The sequence below is a fragment of the Acinetobacter sp. LipI_19 genome, from assembly GCF_058242925.1.
Genome location: NZ_JBZAYK010000001.1, coordinates 4,096,698 through 4,115,672, shown reverse-complemented (window position 1 = coordinate 4,115,672; position 18,975 = coordinate 4,096,698). Strand labels below are relative to the sequence as shown.

24 protein-coding genes are annotated in these 18,975 nt (G+C 39.8%); 10 read left to right on the top strand and 14 right to left on the bottom strand.

Annotation, left to right across the window (positions count from 1 at the left end):
* Window positions 1–88: 88 nt before the first annotated feature.
* Window positions 89–982, bottom strand: a complete 894-nt coding sequence (locus tag AC4CVF_RS19770; RefSeq protein ID WP_336953857.1) for a DMT family transporter — start codon at window positions 980–982, stop codon at window positions 89–91.
* A gap of 141 nt (window positions 983–1,123) precedes the next feature.
* The gene (locus tag AC4CVF_RS19765; RefSeq protein ID WP_336953748.1) at window positions 1,124–1,768 is read right to left on the bottom strand and encodes a TetR/AcrR family transcriptional regulator; all 645 of its coding nucleotides are present in this window, start codon (window positions 1,766–1,768) and stop codon (window positions 1,124–1,126) included.
* 149 nt (window positions 1,769–1,917) lie between these two features.
* On the opposite strand from AC4CVF_RS19765, the gene AC4CVF_RS19760 reads away from it, so the two are divergent.
* From AC4CVF_RS19760 to AC4CVF_RS19740, 5 genes are all read left to right on the top strand, one after another.
* Window positions 1,918–3,156, top strand: a complete 1,239-nt coding sequence (locus AC4CVF_RS19760; protein ID WP_483771054.1) for an MFS transporter — start codon at window positions 1,918–1,920, stop codon at window positions 3,154–3,156.
* A 12-nt stretch (window positions 3,157–3,168) separates the two neighbouring features.
* Complete coding sequence (locus tag AC4CVF_RS19755) at window positions 3,169–3,915, top strand: helix-turn-helix domain-containing protein (protein WP_490789866.1); 747 nt, start codon at window positions 3,169–3,171, stop codon at window positions 3,913–3,915.
* Window positions 3,916–4,103: 188 nt separating this feature from the next.
* Window positions 4,104–4,628: a PM1805 family lipoprotein gene (locus tag AC4CVF_RS19750; protein WP_004823717.1), complete on the top strand. Its 525-nt coding sequence runs from the start codon at window positions 4,104–4,106 to the stop codon at window positions 4,626–4,628.
* A 153-nt stretch (window positions 4,629–4,781) separates the two neighbouring features.
* Complete coding sequence (locus AC4CVF_RS19745) at window positions 4,782–5,327, top strand: glutathione peroxidase (protein WP_004723411.1); 546 nt, start codon at window positions 4,782–4,784, stop codon at window positions 5,325–5,327.
* A 282-nt stretch (window positions 5,328–5,609) separates the two neighbouring features.
* On the top strand, window positions 5,610–6,224 hold the full coding sequence (locus AC4CVF_RS19740; RefSeq protein ID WP_419360047.1) for a PM1805 family lipoprotein: 615 nt from the start codon (window positions 5,610–5,612) through the stop codon (window positions 6,222–6,224).
* Window positions 6,225–6,245: 21 nt separating this feature from the next.
* Here AC4CVF_RS19740 and AC4CVF_RS19735 read toward each other — a convergent pair whose 3' ends face one another.
* A complete protein-coding gene (locus AC4CVF_RS19735) occupies window positions 6,246–6,710 on the bottom strand; it encodes a hypothetical protein (protein WP_490789865.1) in 465 nt (154 codons plus the stop codon).
* Window positions 6,711–6,805: 95 nt separating this feature from the next.
* On the opposite strand from AC4CVF_RS19735, the gene AC4CVF_RS19730 reads away from it, so the two are divergent.
* Complete coding sequence (locus AC4CVF_RS19730) at window positions 6,806–7,249, top strand: AAA family ATPase (protein ID WP_490789864.1); 444 nt, start codon at window positions 6,806–6,808, stop codon at window positions 7,247–7,249.
* A gap of 5 nt (window positions 7,250–7,254) precedes the next feature.
* Here the strand turns inward: AC4CVF_RS19730 and AC4CVF_RS19725 are convergent, their stop codons facing one another.
* Window positions 7,255–7,554, bottom strand: coding sequence for a hypothetical protein (locus AC4CVF_RS19725; protein ID WP_336953754.1), 300 nt, complete (start codon window positions 7,552–7,554; stop codon window positions 7,255–7,257).
* Window positions 7,555–7,650: 96 nt separating this feature from the next.
* Here AC4CVF_RS19725 and AC4CVF_RS19720 point away from each other — a divergent pair, with 96 nt between their 5' ends.
* A complete protein-coding gene (locus AC4CVF_RS19720) occupies window positions 7,651–8,424 on the top strand; it encodes a tRNA(His) guanylyltransferase Thg1 family protein (protein WP_336953755.1) in 774 nt (257 codons plus the stop codon).
* 99 nt (window positions 8,425–8,523) lie between these two features.
* On the opposite strand, the gene AC4CVF_RS19715 is transcribed toward AC4CVF_RS19720, so the two are convergent.
* The 10 genes from AC4CVF_RS19715 to AC4CVF_RS19670 all read right to left on the bottom strand — a co-directional run bounded on the left by AC4CVF_RS19715 (window position 8,524) and on the right by AC4CVF_RS19670 (window position 16,733).
* A complete protein-coding gene (locus tag AC4CVF_RS19715; RefSeq protein WP_056518359.1) occupies window positions 8,524–8,943 on the bottom strand; it encodes a F0F1 ATP synthase subunit epsilon in 420 nt (139 codons plus the stop codon).
* Between the two features lie 27 nt (window positions 8,944–8,970).
* Window positions 8,971–10,365 carry a F0F1 ATP synthase subunit beta gene (gene atpD, locus AC4CVF_RS19710; RefSeq protein WP_004723420.1) on the bottom strand — a complete coding sequence of 465 codons (1,395 nt, stop codon included), beginning with the start codon at window positions 10,363–10,365 and terminating at the stop codon, window positions 8,971–8,973.
* A gap of 26 nt (window positions 10,366–10,391) precedes the next feature.
* On the bottom strand, window positions 10,392–11,261 hold the full coding sequence (gene atpG, locus AC4CVF_RS19705; protein ID WP_004723421.1) for a F0F1 ATP synthase subunit gamma: 870 nt from the start codon (window positions 11,259–11,261) through the stop codon (window positions 10,392–10,394).
* 88 nt (window positions 11,262–11,349) lie between these two features.
* Window positions 11,350–12,894, bottom strand: a complete 1,545-nt coding sequence (atpA, locus tag AC4CVF_RS19700) for a F0F1 ATP synthase subunit alpha (RefSeq protein WP_004723422.1) — start codon at window positions 12,892–12,894, stop codon at window positions 11,350–11,352.
* A gap of 60 nt (window positions 12,895–12,954) precedes the next feature.
* On the bottom strand, window positions 12,955–13,491 hold the full coding sequence (locus AC4CVF_RS19695) for a F0F1 ATP synthase subunit delta (protein WP_004823704.1): 537 nt from the start codon (window positions 13,489–13,491) through the stop codon (window positions 12,955–12,957).
* 11 nt (window positions 13,492–13,502) lie between these two features.
* Complete coding sequence (locus tag AC4CVF_RS19690; RefSeq protein WP_004723424.1) at window positions 13,503–13,973, bottom strand: F0F1 ATP synthase subunit B; 471 nt, start codon at window positions 13,971–13,973, stop codon at window positions 13,503–13,505.
* A 39-nt stretch (window positions 13,974–14,012) separates the two neighbouring features.
* Entirely contained in the window at window positions 14,013–14,258 is a 246-nt protein-coding gene (gene atpE / locus AC4CVF_RS19685) for a F0F1 ATP synthase subunit C (RefSeq protein WP_000424060.1), read from the bottom strand.
* Window positions 14,259–14,341: 83 nt separating this feature from the next.
* The gene (gene atpB, locus AC4CVF_RS19680) at window positions 14,342–15,217 is read right to left on the bottom strand and encodes a F0F1 ATP synthase subunit A (protein ID WP_336953756.1); all 876 of its coding nucleotides are present in this window, start codon (window positions 15,215–15,217) and stop codon (window positions 14,342–14,344) included.
* Window positions 15,218–15,320: 103 nt separating this feature from the next.
* Window positions 15,321–15,719: an ATP synthase subunit I gene (locus AC4CVF_RS19675; protein WP_004723429.1), complete on the bottom strand. Its 399-nt coding sequence runs from the start codon at window positions 15,717–15,719 to the stop codon at window positions 15,321–15,323.
* Between the two features lie 171 nt (window positions 15,720–15,890).
* Window positions 15,891–16,733, bottom strand: a complete 843-nt coding sequence (locus AC4CVF_RS19670) for a metal ABC transporter solute-binding protein, Zn/Mn family (protein WP_336953757.1) — start codon at window positions 16,731–16,733, stop codon at window positions 15,891–15,893.
* 138 nt (window positions 16,734–16,871) lie between these two features.
* Here AC4CVF_RS19670 and AC4CVF_RS19665 point away from each other — a divergent pair, with 138 nt between their 5' ends.
* The 3 genes from AC4CVF_RS19665 to znuB are packed head-to-tail and all read left to right on the top strand — an operon-like array spanning window position 16,872 to window position 18,946.
* Window positions 16,872–17,369: a transcriptional repressor gene (locus AC4CVF_RS19665; protein ID WP_336953758.1), complete on the top strand. Its 498-nt coding sequence runs from the start codon at window positions 16,872–16,874 to the stop codon at window positions 17,367–17,369.
* The gene (gene znuC, locus AC4CVF_RS19660; RefSeq protein ID WP_336953759.1) at window positions 17,342–18,142 is read left to right on the top strand and encodes a zinc ABC transporter ATP-binding protein ZnuC; all 801 of its coding nucleotides are present in this window, start codon (window positions 17,342–17,344) and stop codon (window positions 18,140–18,142) included. Before AC4CVF_RS19665 ends, znuC begins: the two co-directional genes overlap by 28 nt.
* A 3-nt stretch (window positions 18,143–18,145) precedes the next feature.
* Window positions 18,146–18,946, top strand: coding sequence for a zinc ABC transporter permease subunit ZnuB (gene znuB / locus AC4CVF_RS19655; protein ID WP_419360052.1), 801 nt, complete (start codon window positions 18,146–18,148; stop codon window positions 18,944–18,946).
* Window positions 18,947–18,975: the final 29 nt, after the last annotated feature.

The following is an 18,975-nucleotide window of genomic DNA, read 5'->3' as shown; positions in this document are numbered from 1 at the left end:
AAAAACAAATTTTGCTCAGATTTAATACTTAAAAAGCGTAAAAAATAAGTTTTTAAATGAACATTTTTCACTCAAAATACTTTGAATTTTAACTCAATAATGTACTTTTTTTGACACTAAGTGACTTTTTTTGTGCCAATGCTATTCCTACTAAAATAACAATACCACCAATCGTATGCGACATCGTCCAAGCCTCATGCAACCAAAAGTAGGCAATGATTGCAGTAAATACTGGCATTAAATTCATAAAAATGCTGGTTCGATTTGGACCTAGATATTGTACAGCCATCATCCACAATAAAGGTGCAACAAGAGAAGGTAATATACCTGCATATAAAACGCTGGCAACATTACCTTGGTTAATCGCATCAATCCCATAATAAACTACAAACGGTAAATGGTAGACTAAGGTCAATGCAATTTGCACATAGAGACTCAGCAGTAATGGGACTTTCAATTGCCATTTTTTTAGAAAGACTCCATAAAAAGCATAAAAGAACACGGCCAAGACCATGATCAAATCACCAGAGTGCCCTGCCAATTGAGTCAAGTTGCTAAAATCCCCTCGGCCAATCACATATAACAAACCGAGAAAGGACAAGATACTGCCGACTACAGCAAAGCGATTGGGAATTTCACGTAAAATAAGAATCGAAACAAAAATGGTAAATACCGGAATAAAGGCGTTGATAATGCCCATATTGGTTGCTGTGGTGTAATGCGCTGCACTATATGCTAAACCTTGATACAAAAACATACCAAAAGCACTCAGCACCACAAATTGCATAAAATGTTGTTTAACCAAATGACGTTGCTTCCACACTTGGGGCAACATAAATGGAGTCAAAATAATAAATGCCACTAACCAGCGATAAAAGCTAATACTGACAGGCGAAATATAATCCGAAACATAACGTGTCACTGCAATATTCATTGACCAAATCAATACTGCAATAATCGGTAAACTGATTGCCCACCACATGGGTTTTGAATTGCTATACATAATCTTGACTATCGAATAGGATCTGGAAATAATTATCGATGAAGTCGGAATAAATTTAAATATGGCATTTCAGACATCTATAGGGCTATTCAGACAAATGCTATTTTATTCGTTTTAAACTTAGAATAATTCCCAAGTTTTGATTGCCAAAATCACTACACTTTGTAACTGTTCAGTACTCACCCCATCACGGGCTTGCATGGTTAAACCTTGAATCACCGTTGAATAATAATCTGTCATCGCCTGAATATTGGCGTGGGGATTTAAATCACCTTCTTTGACACCCTGTTGCAAACGTTGATAAATATTTTCTTTGACTTGTTGTCTTTTCAGCAAGAGATCATGCTGAATGGGTGCATGTTCTTGTGAACAATTCATGGTTGCGGTAACCAACATACAACCCGTCGGTTTATTCTGTTGAACCAGTTTTTTAAGGTTTTCATACAAATAAATTTCAATGGCGATTTTTGCCGTTTTGGCTTGTTGAAAAATCACCTCCAAAGGGCATGCCTCATGCTTTAAGTAGTATTCTAAACAGGCATGAAACAACTGTGATTTATCACCAAAACTACTATAGATACTGGGCGCAGTAAGATTTAAGGCTTTGGTTAAGTCGCTCATCGATGTGGATTCATAGCCATATTCCCAGAACAACAACATAGCTTTTTGTAGCGCTTGTTGTTCATCAAAACATTTAGGACGACCACGCCCACGCTTAGGTGCTTGTTTTTCAGCGACTAAAGCATGTTTTTCAGAATCAGCCATAACTTTCACATATATTTTTATAACGAACACTATTAAATTAATTGACAACACAAAATTAATCAAATATTTTATTTTTATAACGATCGTTAATGAATTAAAAAACACCTCCATATACTTTCGCTTTACAGCAGGAATATATTTTCATGAATATGATGCAATCAGAAGTTTCAGAACCACAGTCGTCTGAGATTCCCCCCAGTAGCCAAGGGAGCTGGTTGGCGCTATTAACCGTAGCAATTACCGCTTTTGCTTTGGTCACCAGCGAGTTTCTCCCGATTGGGGTACTCAACAATATTTCCAGTGATTTACAAGTATCTGTTGGTACAGCAGGTTTGATGATCACCCTCCCAGGAATTATGGCCGCCGTAGCAGCACCACTACTTCCCGTTCTAGTCAAAAATTTAGATCGGCGTTACTTACTTCTAGCACTGTCTGCAACGATGGTGTTTGCCAATGCCATCACTGCAATTGCATCAACTTTTGAGATTTTACTGCTGAGCCGTTTTATTCTTGGATTTGCGATTGGTGGATTCTGGGCGACTGCAATTGCCTTAAGTGGTCGTTTAGCACCAACCCATTTACCTATTGCTAAAGCAACAGCAACAGTCATGGCTGGTGTGACTTTAGCTACTGTTCTTGGTGTACCGATTGGGACATGGTTAAGTGACGCATATGGCTGGCGAACATCATTTGGAATTACCTCCGCCATCGGCTTCGTTGTTTTACTGTTGGGAATTAAATTTATCCCGAGCTTAAAACCTGAATCCGCCATTCATTTTAAAGACTTACCCGCATTGCTAAGAATCAGTAAAGCCAGACAAGGTTTGATTATTATTTTGTTGATTGGTTTAGCTCATTTTTCATCATATAGCTATCTAACCCCATTCTTTAAAAATTCAGCAGGCTTTGACAGCGCTACCATCAGTTCTCTACTGTTATTATTTGGTATCGCAGGTATCTTTGGTAATGCTTTTGCTGGCTATAGCGGTAATTTGAATGTGCGTTATACCTTTGCATTCGTTGCCATCTGTTTTGCGGTTGTATTCTTTGGCTTTCCTTTATTTGCCATACATACATCAGGCGCATTTGTTCTTACAGCGCTTTGGGGTTTTGCATTTGGCGCATTTCCAACCACTGCCAATATTTGGATGTTTTTACATGCCCCACAAGCTGTAGAAAAAGGCATGCCGTTATTTGTCGGTTTCTTCCAAGTCATGATTGCAACAGGTGCATTAATCGGTGGCTATGTTGTTGACCATTTTAATGCCAACATTTTATTGTATAGTGTATTGAGTTTTATTCTTTTGGCCTTTATTTCAATCTTCACGCTGAGTCGTGGATTAAATAATCCCAAAGCTGAAAACAATGCCATCCAATGTGAGAGTTAAGTCTTTTCAACTATGTATTCAGCGCTGATTTCTGTAGAAGAATTTTTCTACCAAAAGCATGATGTGGTTACACCCCATTCAAATTTGTGGGGTGATTTTAATTTGAGTCTAAATGGGACTCTAGAACTCAACGTCGCAGAACAAACCTATCTATCTCCTCCAAGTTATGGTTTATGGATTCCACCGCAAACCGAACATTGTTGTACTGCTGTGGATGATCAACTGACGCATTATATCTGTATCCGTATTCATCCCCGGCTTTGTCAAAGTTTGTCCCAAAGCACGAAGACTTTAAGTATTCGCCCTTTTTTACGCCATACTATTGAAGAGGTTTTAGAACAGCAGAAACAAGGGATTCCATCCTCTCCCTATTATCAACACTTATTAGAACTGTTGGTGGATCAAATCCAAAATAGTGTGTGTTATGAGCATTATTTACCGCAGACCAACCATCCAACACCCAAGCCCATTCTTGAGCATTTGTCAGATACAACACGCTTTCCCCAAAGCCTTCAGGAAATTCTCGATACTTTCCAAATTACTGAACGGCACGCTCTTAGACTTAGCCAAGAGCACCTTAAACTTTCGCTGTCTGAATGGCGTAATCGCGCCAAGATTATTTATGCAATTTCATTGATCCAACAAGGCATCTCAATTAAAAAAATTAGCTTAGATCTCGGCTATCAACACACGTCCAGCTTCATTGAGTTTTTTAAACGTTATACCCATCAAACCCCAGCACAAATGCGAAATCTTTAAGATTAGGACATTTTTCAAACAATCCATTTCCACTTTATTGATAAGTTTATATACAAAAATACTATGGAAAATTGCCTTAAAATTGTGCATTTTGCATCTTATGCTCTAGATTAAGCATATAACTTTTTGAATTTGTATATATTACCGTCAAATTCATAAGAATTTTAAATAATGAAGGGTTCGAATAAATGAAAAAATTACTACTAGCTACACTATGTGCTTCAGCGTTTGCTTTAACTGCATGTGATAAAAAACCAGCTGATTCAGCTTCAGGAACTGAGAGCAAACCTGCTGCAGCTGCGGTTTCCTTAAGTACCAACAATACTGCTGATATCAAAAGCGATTTAACTGCACTTCAAACAATGTCTACAGCGAAAGCTAAAGAAGCTTTGAACTTCCAAACAGAAGTGATGCAAGCTGCACAAAAGGGTGATAAAGATGCACTGAAAGGTGTTGTCGATAAAATGAAAACTTATGTGGACGGTTTCAACAAAGATCTTGATGGTTTAGCACTTAAAAGTACTGAAGTTGCATCTGTACGTGACAAAATGAAAGAGTCAAATAACCTAGGCGTTGAAATGTCTGAAGCTGGTTTAGCGACTTCACCAGATCCACAAAAAATCATGGAACTACAAAAGAAAGGTACTGAGTTACAACAAAGTCTGTTAACTGAAATGCAAGCACTTCAAGCCAAAGCAAACGCTGCACCATAATCGATTAAATTTGATACAGTTTTTAAAAGCAGATCGTATGATCTGCTTTTTTATTACACTTATATACAAATGTAACTTGCTGAAATCTTGGAATATCGCTAAAACATTAGACATATTTCTAATCACTGTCTTTTGATTTTTAAGGATACCCCTATGAGCAATTCCGTTTATGACATCCCAGTCAATACCATCAAAGGTGAAGCGACGACCTTGAATCAATATCAAGGTAAAGTTCTTTTAATCGTTAACGTTGCATCTAAATGTGGCCTTACTCCACAATATGAAGGTTTAGAAAAACTATATACTGAAAAGAAAGATCAAGGTTTAGAAATCCTCGGCTTTCCTGCAAATAACTTTCTTGCACAAGAGCCAGGAACAAATGATGAAATCGAGCAATTTTGCTCTTTAACGTACAATGTCGACTTCCCACTTTTTGCTAAAATTTCAGTTGCAGGTGATGATAAGCATCCACTTTATGACAGCTTAATTCATGCAATCCCTGAGCGTATTGGTGAAGGCCCTTGGTGGAAAGACTTAGTCGATTATGGCCTAACACCAAACCCAAAACCTGAAGTCCTTTGGAACTTTGAAAAATTCTTAATCGGTAAAAATGGCGAAATCGTGGCACGTTTTGCACCAGATATCACTGCTGATGATCCACGAATTACATCTGCGATTGAAGCTGAATTAGCAAAATAGATCGAGCATTAAAAGCACTATGCTTTAAATAAATTTATATGTTTTGCAGTTTTGATCGAAAATTTTATATTTTCGATCAAAACTGCCTCTAGCTTTATTCACAATTTTTAAATTTCAACAACCTTCAATGGCGTGCTAAAAATGCACTCTTTTTTTGCTTTTGTTTGAGTAAAAATGAATCTCTAAAGTTACAGACTGTATGCCCTTTGCAACAATCCTCAATCTCTACACTTTTGCAAATTATAGTTAATTCTTAACAGATTAAATTACTTTTGGACAACGATGAAAAAGCTTTTACAAGGTGCGGCTTTGCCTTTTGTTATTTTTATTTCAGGCATGTTACTGCTAGGCTGCAATCAAGCAGCTGAACAATCACGGCAACAAGATGACGCTCAAGCGATTGAATCTGCGCAAATAAGTGAAAATACATCCGACTCAAACAATAATAATCAATCAATAGCAAAAACTACTGAAGATTTAAAACAAGGCAATATGTTTTATATCGCACGTGATGTTGCCAACGTACAGCTGAAAACTGGTGATTATGTTGAAAAATTACAGCAAAGCCAAGCTAACTTACAACAAGCGATACAATCGCAAAATCAAGCTGAGCTGCAACAATCTGTCAAAACATTGACTCGTGAACTACAAGGCTTTAACACAGCATTGATTTCATTAGATTTAAAAAGCCAAGAGATTGATGGTATCCGCCAACAAGTGCTACAGGCCAATAAGCAAGTGCTTAACTCAGCACTGTTAAACGGTGATTTAGACATTTCAAAAGTTGATTTTAAGAAAATCGAACAACAAATGAATACCATCCAATTAGATATGCTTAAACTTGCAGGTATGATAATCCCTAGATCAAATACAGAACAAGCCTCTGAGCAGAGTTAATTAGATTTGAACAGACTAGTCTTAGCTTGGCTTTGCGACATTACATGATGGGTCTAGTCCTAGCGCGCGTTTAGCATCTAACTTAAAACGAGCTTGAGCAGACTTATAACTTGTGGGCAAAAATAGCGTTAAACGGGTTTTATTCTTTCCAATCGATTCCACCAAGGTCTTTGATAAATACGCCCCACCCTCTGTACGGGTAAACAAGGTTCCCATTTCTAAATCTCTTTCTAGTCGATTATCCGTAAATACAAAATCTTTTTCGCCAGTAAACGCAACACATTGCCCATAGGCCATTTTCAAATTTTTAAATGCCACAACATAATCGATATCTAATTCGGTTTCTAAACCATTTCCCACTGAATTTGCCACCAAACTTGCTTCAGTGGGTGCATTAGGTTTAGTGACAAATTGACTTTGACATGCTGAAACAGCACTCAGTAGAAGTACAGAAAATAAATACCGACATTGAACTAATTTTTTCATTTTAAGTTTATTGGTTTTCTACAACAATGAATGGATTGTAGCAAAGTTCATGAACATGATTTAATAACAAATTAAGCGTATTTTTGTAGTGTTTCATGCAACTGATTTTATTCACAGGCGTACAAGCTTCGGGTAAATCTACTTTTTATCAACAGTATTTTTACCATACACATCTACGTATCAATCTCGATATGCTAAAAACACGCCATCGCGAAAAGATACTGTTTGAAGCAGCTATAGCCTCTAAAACCAAAATCGTGATAGATAACACCAACATAAGCAAAGTCGATCGAGCCCGTTATATTCAACTTGCCAAAACTGCTGGCTTCGAGGTCATTTCATACTATTTTGAAACGGATTTAGACAGTACTTTACAGCGTAATGCACAACGTGAGGGTAAAGCCAATATTGCTGAAAAAGGCGTTAAAGCCACCTTTTATAAATTAGAAGCCCCTAATCGTTCAGAAGGGTTTGATGTACTGTTTAAAGTAAATATGATAGAAAATAATGGCTTTTCAATTACTCTCATAACTGAATAAAAAATTTAATCTTGAGCCAACCGCCATGTCTTAAATGCGGTTTGCATCTGTTGTTGTATTTCTCTAGGTACTTTCCGAGCTGCTAAATTGGAAAAATCTCCACGATAGGTTTCAGCCACAATTGAATTTGCCAAGTCTTCGATCACAATTCGACCTTTGTTGTGATACGCCAGAATTTCTACTTCGATTAAATAAATATCCCAACATGAAACAACAGAACTCATATCTACAGCAATACTGAGATAGTAGTCATCTTGCGTTTGATAAAGTTCCCAAAAGTGCGCTTGTTGTTCGATGAGGTGCATTGTCTTCTATATCTCCTTTTTTATTGTTTAGATTATGCTAAAACTAGTCAGTGATGAAATATAACTTTTGCATGAGAATAACGAAGAAGTTTAACCATGAGATTTGATGATCTAGATACACGATTACGTGTTTATGAAACAGCTTATGATTTCTGTGTACCGCCAGAACAATATATTGTTGTGCGTTTGGATGGACGTGGCTTTACCAAACTCACCAAAGATATTTGGAAATTTGAAGCGCCCTTTGACCTCCGTTTTAGGGACTTGATGGTCGAAACAACAGCTCACTTAATGCAATGTGGCTTTAATATTATTTATGGCTATACACAAAGCGATGAAATCTCCTTACTGTTTCATTTAAAAGATGATAGCTTTAATCGTAAAACACGAAAAATCATTTCTATTTTAGCCGCAGAAGCCAGTGCAAAGTTCAGTGTGTTACATGATGAGATGGCAACTTTTGATGCTCGAATTTGTATACTGCCCAATGCAAAAGCTGTTGAAGATTATTTTCGTTGGCGTCATGAAGATGCTCATCGCAACGCACTCAATGCACATTGCTATTGGATGTTGCGCAAGGAAGGAGAAAATATAAAAAATGCAACCGACCAAGTAAAAGGATTATCTCGCCAAGAGAAGCATGATTTACTCTTTAGCCGTGACATTAACTTCAATGAATTACCTGCATGGCAGAAGCGTGGTACAGGTTTATATTGGAAAGATATTGAAAAAATTGGTTTTAATCCAAAAACTAAACAGTCGACAGTATCAACTCGTCGACACATTTTTAAAGACTATGAATTAACTTTAGGTGAAGATTATAGTCAATTTATACAAACACAATTTTTATTGGATACTCCCCAAGGATAAGTTTCTAGCATGATGAGTTGTTAAAAATTTGAACCATCCATAAATTAATCGCATAAAAAAACCACCCTCGCGGGTGGTTTTTCAATCTTAAACTGCGTCTTATAGCGCGCGGTTTTTGATTTTGCGGATGGTTTCCAACTGAGCAGCAGTTTCTGCAAGAGCAGCCAAAGCAGCAGCAGAGTCCAAATCGCTTTTTTGATTTGCAAGCAATTGTTCAGCATTTTTACGTGCTTCAAGAATTGCAGCTTCATCTAAGTTGTCAGCACGAACTGCAGTATCTGCAAGCACAGTAACAACATGCGGTTGAACTTCTAGAACACCACCAGATACATAGATTAACTCTTCTGTACCGTTTTCAAGCAGAACGCGAATTGCGCCCGGCTTGAGTAAGGTGACTAACGGAGCGTGACCAGGCATGATACCCAATTCACCGCCAGCACCTTTTGCGATAAGCATTGTCACAGTGCCTGAGTACAAAGACTCATTAACACTTACAACATCACATTGCATAGTCGACATGTGAATCTCCTAAATTAGAGTTGCTAATTAAAGCTTCTCGGCTTTAGCGATCACTTCGTCAATACCACCAACCATATAGAACGCTTGTTCTGGGATGTGATCGTATTCACCAGCTAGAAGACCTTTAAAGCCACGAATTGTTTCTTTAAGTGGTACAAGTTTACCAGGAGCACCAGTAAACACTTCAGCTACGTGGAACGGTTGAGAGAAGAAACGTTGGATTTTACGCGCACGGTAAACAATCAACTTATCTTCTTCTGCTAACTCGTCCATACCCAAGATTGCGATGATGTCTTTAAGCTCTTTATAACGTTGCAATACGTTCTGTACAGAACGTGCAATTTCATAATGCTCAGCACCAACAACAAGTGGATCTAACTGACGTGAAGTAGAGTCAAGTGGATCGATCGCTGGGTAAATACCAGAAGATGCGATGTCACGGCTCAATACTACAGTTGCATCTAAGTGAGCAAATGTAGTTGCAGGCGATGGATCTGTTAAGTCATCGGCAGGTACATATACCGCTTGGATAGATGTAATCGAACCAGACTTAGTCGATGTAATACGTTCTTGAAGAACACCCATCTCTTCTGCAAGCGTCGGTTGGTAACCTACTGCAGATGGCATACGACCTAAAAGAGCAGATACTTCAGTACCAGCCAATGTGTAACGGTAAATGTTGTCAACGAACAACAATACGTCACGGCCTTTACCGTTTTCATCTTTCTCATCACGGAAGTATTCAGCCATGGTCAAACCAGTTAACGCTACGCGTAAACGGTTACCCGGTGGCTCATTCATCTGACCGTAGACCATTGCTACTTTGTCAAGAACGTTAGAATCTTTCATCTCGTGGTAAAAGTCATTACCTTCACGAGTACGCTCACCAACACCAGCAAACACAGATAAACCTGAGTGAGCTTTCGCGATGTTGTTGATCAATTCCATCATGTTTACAGTTTTACCAACACCGGCACCACCGAATAAACCAACTTTACCACCTTTAGCAAACGGGCAAAGTAAGTCAATGACTTTAATACCAGTTTCTAAAAGGTCAGTAGAAGCAGCTTGTTCAGCATAAGAAGGTGCTTGACGGTGAATCGGCAAACGCGCTTCAGTCGCAACTGGACCAGCTTCGTCGATTGGGCGACCAAGAACGTCCATGATACGACCTAAACATGCAGTACCTACAGGTACAGAAATAGGTGCACCAGTATTAGATACGTTTAGACCACGTTTAAGACCTTCTGTAGATCCCATTGCGATGGTACGAACTACACCATCACCAAGTTGTTGCTGAACTTCTAAAGTAGTTTCAGTACCGTCAACTTGGAGAGCGTCATAGATCTTAGGAACGCTATTGCGTTCAAACTCGACGTCGATAACCGCGCCGATGATCTGAATGATACGACCGCTACTCATTGCTGTCTCCTCAATTCAAAATAATGTTAAACGGCAGCGGCACCACCAACGATCTCAGAAATTTCCTGAGTAATCGCGGCTTGACGCAGCTTGTTATAAATGAGTTGTAGGCTCTTGATAAGATCACCTGCGTTGTCAGTTGCAGCTTTCATTGCAACCATACGAGCAGACTGCTCACATGCGATGTTTTCAATCACACCTTGATAAACCATAGACTCAATGTAACGAACCAATAAACCATTTAAAAGCTCTTCAGCTTCTGGTTCATATAGATAATCCCAACCATATTGGCGGTTAAGATCCTCGTCCGTATCAGCCGCAGCTAAAGGAACAAGTTGTTCGATTTTTTGGTTTTGAGTCATGGCATTGACAAAGCCGTTTGACACAAGATAAATACGATCTAACTCGCCTTTATCAAATGCATCTAACATCACCTGTACAGAACCAGTTAACTGTTCAAGACTTGGAGCATCACCTACTTGCGTAGTTGCGCCAAGTACTTTACCGCCGTAGTTTTTAAAAAACGAAACCGCTTTTTGACCAATTAAAGCAAATTGAACTTCAATTGACTGCTCTTGTTGCTGTTGTACGTGTTTTACCACTTTTTTGAACAAGTTAATGTTCAAACCACCAGCAAGACCACGATCTGAAGAAACAATGATATAGCCAACGCGTTTTACAGGGCGTTCAACCATATAGCGATGTTTGTATTCAGGATTCGCTTGGACCAAATGAGCAATTACACGGTGCATATTTTCGGCATACGGACGGCCCTGAGCCATGCGCTCTTGCGCACGACGCATCTTAGAAGCTGCTACCATTTGCATCGCGCGAGTAATCTTTTGCGTGCTCTTGATACTAGCTACTTTGGCGCGAATTTCTTTTAAATTTGCCATACGCTTAACCTAGTATTCGAAAGCCCTTTCGAGCTTCCGAAGGTTGATCCGTGAACCAAACCATAACTAACAACAACATACATTGAAATTAGTAAGTTTGAGTCGCTTTAAAGCTTTCAATACCTGCTTTGATTGCAGCTTCGATGTCTTTGTCGTAGTTACCAGTTTCATCGATGTTTTGCATTAACGCAGCATGTTCTGAACGGAAGTAAGAAATTAACGCAGTATCAAAGTCTACGATTTTCTTCACTTCAACGTCAGCCATGTAGCCTTCGTTAGATGCATAAATTGAAACAGCTTGGTCAGCAATTGAATATGGAGCATATTGTTTTTGCTTCATTAATTCAGTTACACGTTGACCATGCTCAAGTTGCTTACGAGTTGCTTCATCAAGGTCAGAAGCGAACTGAGCAAATGCTGCCAATTCACGGTATTGCGCCAAAGCAGTACGGATACCACCAGACAATTTTTTGATGATCTTCGTTTGAGCAGAACCACCAACACGCGATACAGAGATACCCGCGTTCACAGCAGGACGAATACCTGCGTTGAATAATGATGTTTCTAAGAAGATCTGACCATCAGTAATCGAAATTACGTTTGTCGGTACGAATGCAGATACGTCACCCGCTTGAGTTTCAATAATTGGCAATGCAGTTAATGAGCCAGTTTGGCCTTTAACTTCACCATTAGTGAATTTCTCAACATAGTCAGCAGATACACGAGAAGCACGTTCAAGTAGACGTGAATGAAGATAGAACACATCACCTGGATAAGCTTCACGACCTGGTGGACGACGAAGAAGCAATGAAATTTGACGGTAAGCAACAGCTTGTTTAGACAAGTCATCATAAATGATAAGTGCGTCTTCACCGCGGTCACGGAAGTACTCGCCCATTGTACAACCAGCATATGGAGCAAGATACTGCATTGCTGCAGGATCAGCTGCAGCAGCTGCTACAACAGTTGTGTACGCCATAGCGCCAGTTTCTTCAAGCTTACGTACTACGTTTGCAATTGTTGATTGTTTTTGACCAATCGCAACGTATACACACTTAATGCCTGATTGTTTTTGAGCAATGATCGCATCGATCGCCATCGCTGTTTTACCAGTTTGACGGTCACCGATGATCAACTCACGCTGACCACGACCAACAGGGATCATTGTATCTACTGATTTATAACCAGTTTGTACAGGTTGATCCACTGATTGACGCCAAATTACACCTGGTGCTACTTTTTCAACAGCATCAGTAAGTTTTGCATCAATAGGGCCTTTACCATCAATCGGGTTACCCAAAGCATCTACTACACGGCCTAAAAGTTCTGGACCAACCGGAACTTCTAATACACGACCTGTGCAACGAGCTTTTTGACCTTCTTGAAGGCTTAAGTAGTTACCTAAGACAACGGCACCCACTGAATCCTGTTCTAGGTTCAGTGCCATACCAAATAAGCCGCCGTCGAATTCGATCATTTCACCGTACATTGCATCAGCAAGGCCGTGAATACGCACAATACCGTCGGAAACCATAACAATGGTCCCTTCGTTCTTAGCGGTCGCGCTGGTGTCCAGATCGCCGATACGCTGTTTAATGAGCGCACTGATCTCGGATGGATTCAGTTGTTGCATTGCGCTATACCTCAATCTTTTTAAAGTTCAGTCTTCTTTAGACGTAGTTATTTTTAACAATTACGCTAGAAGACGAGTCCGCATTTTTTCAAGCTTGCTAAGCGCAGAATCATCTATCACTTGGTCGCCTGCACGAATAACAACACCAGCAATCAATGCTGGATTTACTTCAACTGTAACTTTCACAGCGCTGTTCAAGCGTTTTTCTAACGCATGAGCCAACTTCTGTTCTTGTACTGAATCCAATGGAAAAGCGGATTCAATCACAACATCTACAGTGTTGTTATTTTGCGATTTGAGTTGCTCAAATTCTGTGTCAATTTCAGGTAACAATGCCAAACGGCCATTGTCTGCAAGAAGTGTCAAAAAGTTTGACACAGCCGCAGTTTGTTCATTACCTAAAACTTTCGCAAAAAGATCAACCTGCTCAGCAGGTGTCAACTCAGGGCGATTTAAATAAGCGGAGAATGCTTCATCTTGCACCGCAGCACTGAGCAGTTGTAATGCATTTGACCAAGCGTCAGTTGCATTTTGCTCAGATGCATAAGCAAATGCTGCTTTAGCGTATGGGCGTGCCAACGTCAAGAATTCAGCCATATTCGCCTCTCTTAAAGTTTAGCAGCCAGCTGATTCAGCATGGCATTATGAGCTTCTGCGTCAACTTGTTGGTTCAGAATTTTCTCTGCACCAGCAACTGCAAGAGCAGCAACTTGTTGACGTAATTCTTCACGAGCAGAATTGATGTCTTGGTCAACAGCATCTTTCGCTTGTTGACGAATACGCTCACCTTCAGCAGATGCTTGAGTACGCGCTTCTTCGACCAATTGTGCCGCACGACGGTTCGCTTGTTCGATCAATTGAGCCGCTTGTGCTTTCGCCGCATCAATTTCTTGCTTAACTTGTGCTTGTGCATCAGCAAGATCAGCTTTCGCTTTCTCTGCAGCATTTAAGCCATCAGCGATTTTACGCTGACGCTCACTAATCGCATTGATTAGTGGTGGCCATACAAACTTCATGCAGAATGCGACAAATATCGCAAATGCAATCGCTTGGCCAAACAATGTGAGGTTGATATTCATTGCAAATTCCTCAAATAGTGAATTTCGGAATTAAGCTGATTAACCTACAAATGGATTAGCGAAGATGAAGAACAAGCCAATACCAACACCGATCATAGGCACAGCATCAAGAAGACCTGCGATTAAGAACATACGAGTTTGAAGTTGTGGAGCCAATTCTGGTTGACGAGCAACAGCTTCAAGGAAACGGCCGCCTAAAAGACCAAAACCAATCGCAGTACCTAAAGCACCAAAAGCGATCAAGATAGCAGATGCAATTGCAACTAGACCTAAAGTGAGTTCCATGATAATTCCTCAGAGGTTAGGTTTATACCAAATTAAAGTAAAAAAATTATACCTAACCACCGGATGACAGTTAGGCAATACCATTAATGTTTTTCGCTTGCCATGCTCAAGTATACGATTGTTAGCATCATGAAAATGAAGGCTTGCAATGTAATAACAAGAATGTGGAAGATAGCCCAAGGCACAGACAACGCCCACTGGATCCAGAAAGGTAACAACGCGATAAGAATGAAGATTAACTCACCCGCATACATGTTACCGAATAGTCGGAGCGCCAATGAAATTGGACGTGCAAGGAATGTTACTAATTCTAGAATTAAGTTCACTGGAATCAATAACGCTTTTGCAACTGGGTTACTTGGATTAAATGGGTTAAGTGCCAATTCACCAACGAAACCGCCGATGCCTTTTTCACGAATACTATAGAACAAGATCAGTGCAAATACAGACAAAGACATACCAAGGGTAATGTTAGGGTCTGTAGATGGAACAATCTTAAAGTAAACGTGGTGAGGATCCATACCAAATACGTTTGAACCAATAATTCCTGCAAGATGCGGAATGAAATCTACTGGAAGTAAATCCATCGCATTCATCAAGAAAATCCACACAAAAATTGTGAGGGCTAAAGGTGCAATTAAACGTGATTTACCATGAAACGTATCACGAACACTTGAGTCAACAAACTCGATAATCATTTCGATTGCAGACTGGAACTTGGTAGGAACACCAGAGTTTGCAGCTTTCGCTACACACCAGAATATCAAACAGAAAATCACACCAAGGCCAATTGACCAACCCATTGAATCCAAGTGAATAGCAGTGAACCCCATCTGTTGAGCTTCTGCACCACTTTCAGCCAATTTCCAAGTACCATCTGGCATTTTGCCATAGGTCATATTGGTCAAGTGATGCTTGATATACTCGGTCGAAGTCAGGGCATGTTCTTCAGCAGCCATAAATCACACCTGGTCAATGTCAAATAATAAATAGAGTTAACGAATATCGCGTGCTGCATGATATCTCGTTAATCCCCAAAAAAATTTTCAATTTCTGCTGCGCTTATACTCGTTTTTGTTGTCGTGCTACCCAAAAAGGAGCAATCCACGACATCGCTTGAACGAGAATAAAACCACAAAACAATGCCACCGGAGATAACGGTTTGACATTGCATAAAATTAAAATGAAACCAACGATCACAATTGCAAATTTGCCCATTAAGCCTCTATACATGTTCGAAAGAACTTGTTTTGAAGCACGTGCCCCTGCTGCTCGAAACGACTGCCAAGAAAAATAACAACTGGCAAGCCAACATATCAGTGCACCTAACGCTGCACTCAGAGCCGCAGTCGAGTCTTTCAAGACCCACGCTACCAAGGCTGAAACAGGAATCATAAACGCTTGCAAATAGACCAAAGCTTTTGCTAATCGTCGGTCAATCAAGCGACTAGTTTGGCTCATTTTTTATCCACTCACAGCATAAATGCTTGACAAGTTTAGCTGATGATCGTTTTTAATCGCAGGCATTATAGAGTTACACCCCTGAACATGCAATCTTTTCCCGACCTTAGTCGTGTTTTTTTCGATATACAGGTTGCTTTGCATATGAACAATTGTTGATTATTTTTTGCATCATTTCCGTGCATTAAGTACGCAAGCTTGTGTTTGTTGAGCCAAAGTCTGCCATGCAACCACAAAATCTTGTTGTTTAGCCAAAGTTTCGTCTACCGCTTGAAATGAAATTTCACCCAATTTTCGGTACTGACTCGGGCTTGCACTGCCTTCTGCAAGTAAACACATTTTTTTGTAAGGTCGCGTGTCATTTAAAAACTTAATTTGGGTTACAGTTGGTGCAACATGTGGATCATCTGTCATCGCCCCTGCAAATTTCAAGTTTAATGAACGCTCTAAATATTGGTAAGCATCATGATAAGCCCAATATGGACGTGCCGTACCCGCACTGATACTTTTCTGTGAGACTCGCAGCATTTCACTGGCAAACTTCTTAGCGTTATTCCAGTATGCTACTTTGTTTTCAGGATGTTGTTGTGAACGTAAGGCTGCAATAAAGAATCCAATACGTACGGCATTGTTAGGGTCTAACCAGACATGTGTATCAATGGTATCTTTAAGTGCAATACCTTTTGGACTTCTTAATGGAAGCGCTTGGATAATGCCTGAATTGAGTATTGAAATGGCCTTAGCATTTTCTCCCAACACCTTTTCCAAAGGCGCTTCATGTTCTTTTCCCAGCCAAATCACCAATGAAGCATCCATAATCGTTTTACGATTATCTGGTGTAAGTTGCACATCATGCCCTGTTTGATTTCTCAAAAGTAAAACTGGCTCTTCCACGCCTTCTGTTATTTCTTTTGCAATCAAATAAATAGGGTGAGTTGATACCACTAAAGGCGCTTGAGCCCAAGTAACACTAGTTAATAATGCACATAAGCAAAAGGCAATAATGCGATTCATGGGAGTGTATTACCAAAAAAAATTTATGTTATAGTATAACAGAAGTTAAAAAATACCTACGCTATTCGTAAGTTGATAGAGCTTCATGTTAATATTTGCGATTCTCTTCCATTCAAATAACAAGTTTTGAGGTCTGATATGAGCTTATGTTCACACGAACAGCATGATACTTTGCATGGTGTACACGATCATCTCAATGTAGAAGCTCGTTTATCAGAAGCAGAAAACCTTTGTGCAACCTCAGGTGCCCGCCTTACCCCCTTACGTAAAGAAGTACTTGAATTAATTTTGAATGCCTCAGGTCCTGTAGGTGCTTATGATCTGCTAGCCAAGATGAAAGGTGCTGCAGAACGTCCAGCTGCGCCACCTACTGTGTATAGAACCTTAGATTTTCTTTTAGAAAAAGGTTTTATTCACCGTTTAACTTCTATTAATGCTTATATCCCTTGTTGTCACCCACGTGAAGGACATCAAGCCGCATTTTTAATTTGCACTGAATGTCATACAGTGAAAGAAGCTTCAGCAAAAGGTTTGATTCAAGAATTAGATCATTTAGCAAAGTCAGATCACTTCAATGCACATCACAGTATTATTGAGATTTCAGGAATATGTCAGCAGTGCTCGAACAAAGCCTAAACTCCCCTCTCGTTCAACTGCAACAGATTAATGTCCGAATTGATGATCGTGACATTCTAAAAAATATAGATTTTTCATTACAAGAAAAAGAAATTGTCACGCTTATTGGTCCGAATGGCGCAGGTAAATCAACCCTGATCAAAGTATTATTAGGTATTTTAAAACCCAATGCAGGTAAAATTATCAGCCAAAAAAAAATTAAACTGGCGTATGTACCACAAAAATTTAATCCCTCTCATAGCTTACCTTTAAGAGTTAAAGATCTACTTGATCTTGAGAAATGTGATAAGGCCATTAAAGCTGAAATCATACGAGATACTGGTATTGCCAAATTAGAGTATGCCAAAGTACAACAACTTTCAGGTGGTGAACGTCAGCGGGTTTTATTGGCCCGTGCTTTATTACGCCAACCCGATATTTTGGTTTTAGATGAACCTATGCAAGGTTTAGATATCCAGTCTGAAGCTGAACTGTATGAATATGTGCGTAGCCTGCCACAACGTTATGGTTGTGCCATTTTAATCGTGTCTCATGATTTACAGTGGGTCATGCAAGGCACTCAGCGAGTTGTCTGTTTAAATAAACACATTTGCTGTAGTGGTTTACCTGACAGTATTCAACAACATCCAGAGTATCAAGCTTTGTTTGGCGATACTTTTGGAAAATACCATGCTTTTTACCAACACCATCATGATCATTGTGCGCATGGTGACTCGGCCAAAACTTGTGAACATGGCCCACATCCACACATTCACCCAGAACCGGAAGCTTAAACCATGATGGAATGGTTAGAATTACTGTTACCTGCATGGATTATGGGAACACTTTTAGTGTTTCTAACCGCTCCGCTAGGTTGTTTAATGCTATGGCGCAGAATGTCTTTTTTTGCTGACACCATGGCACATGGTACCCTGCTGGGTGTCGCTTTAGCAGCTGTTTTGAGTTTACCACTTTGGGTCGGTGTTAGCTTTACTGCAATTCTCTTGGTGGCTGTACTTTGGGTTTTACATGACCCTCGTTTACCCAATGACGCCTTACTTGCATTATGTGCTGCCACCTTACTCTGTTCAGGTCTATTGTTAATTCAACATTTACCCGCATTACGTCCTGAATTATTAAGTTATTTATTTGGCGATTTGTTAACAATTGAGTGGTCAGATCTACCCATTTTTGCAACTGTGATTATTGTTGCTTTAGCTGTCCTCTACCGTTACTGGCAAGCACAAATTCAAATTGCGATTGATCCTGATATTGCAGTAAGTGAAGGCGTAAACGCCAAATGGCAGCGCTTAATTTTTATGTTGTTATTGGCTTTATTCACCGTACTCGCTTTACGTGCCGTTGGTTCATTACTGATGGGCGCATTATTGGTCATCCCCGCACTGGCTTCGCGTCTTATTTCTCACTCTCCGAAACAAATGGTGATGGGGGCGTTTGTGATTGCTCAAATTGGTGTGACGGTGGGGTTATGGTCAAGTGCTGCCCTGAACATCTCTACAGGGCTAAGCATCGTATTAACCATGTCTTTGCTGTTTGCTGTGATTTTCTGTGTAATGAAAGTAAGAAAGATGGCTTGATGAATCAATCATTTCCATCTTTAGCCGCA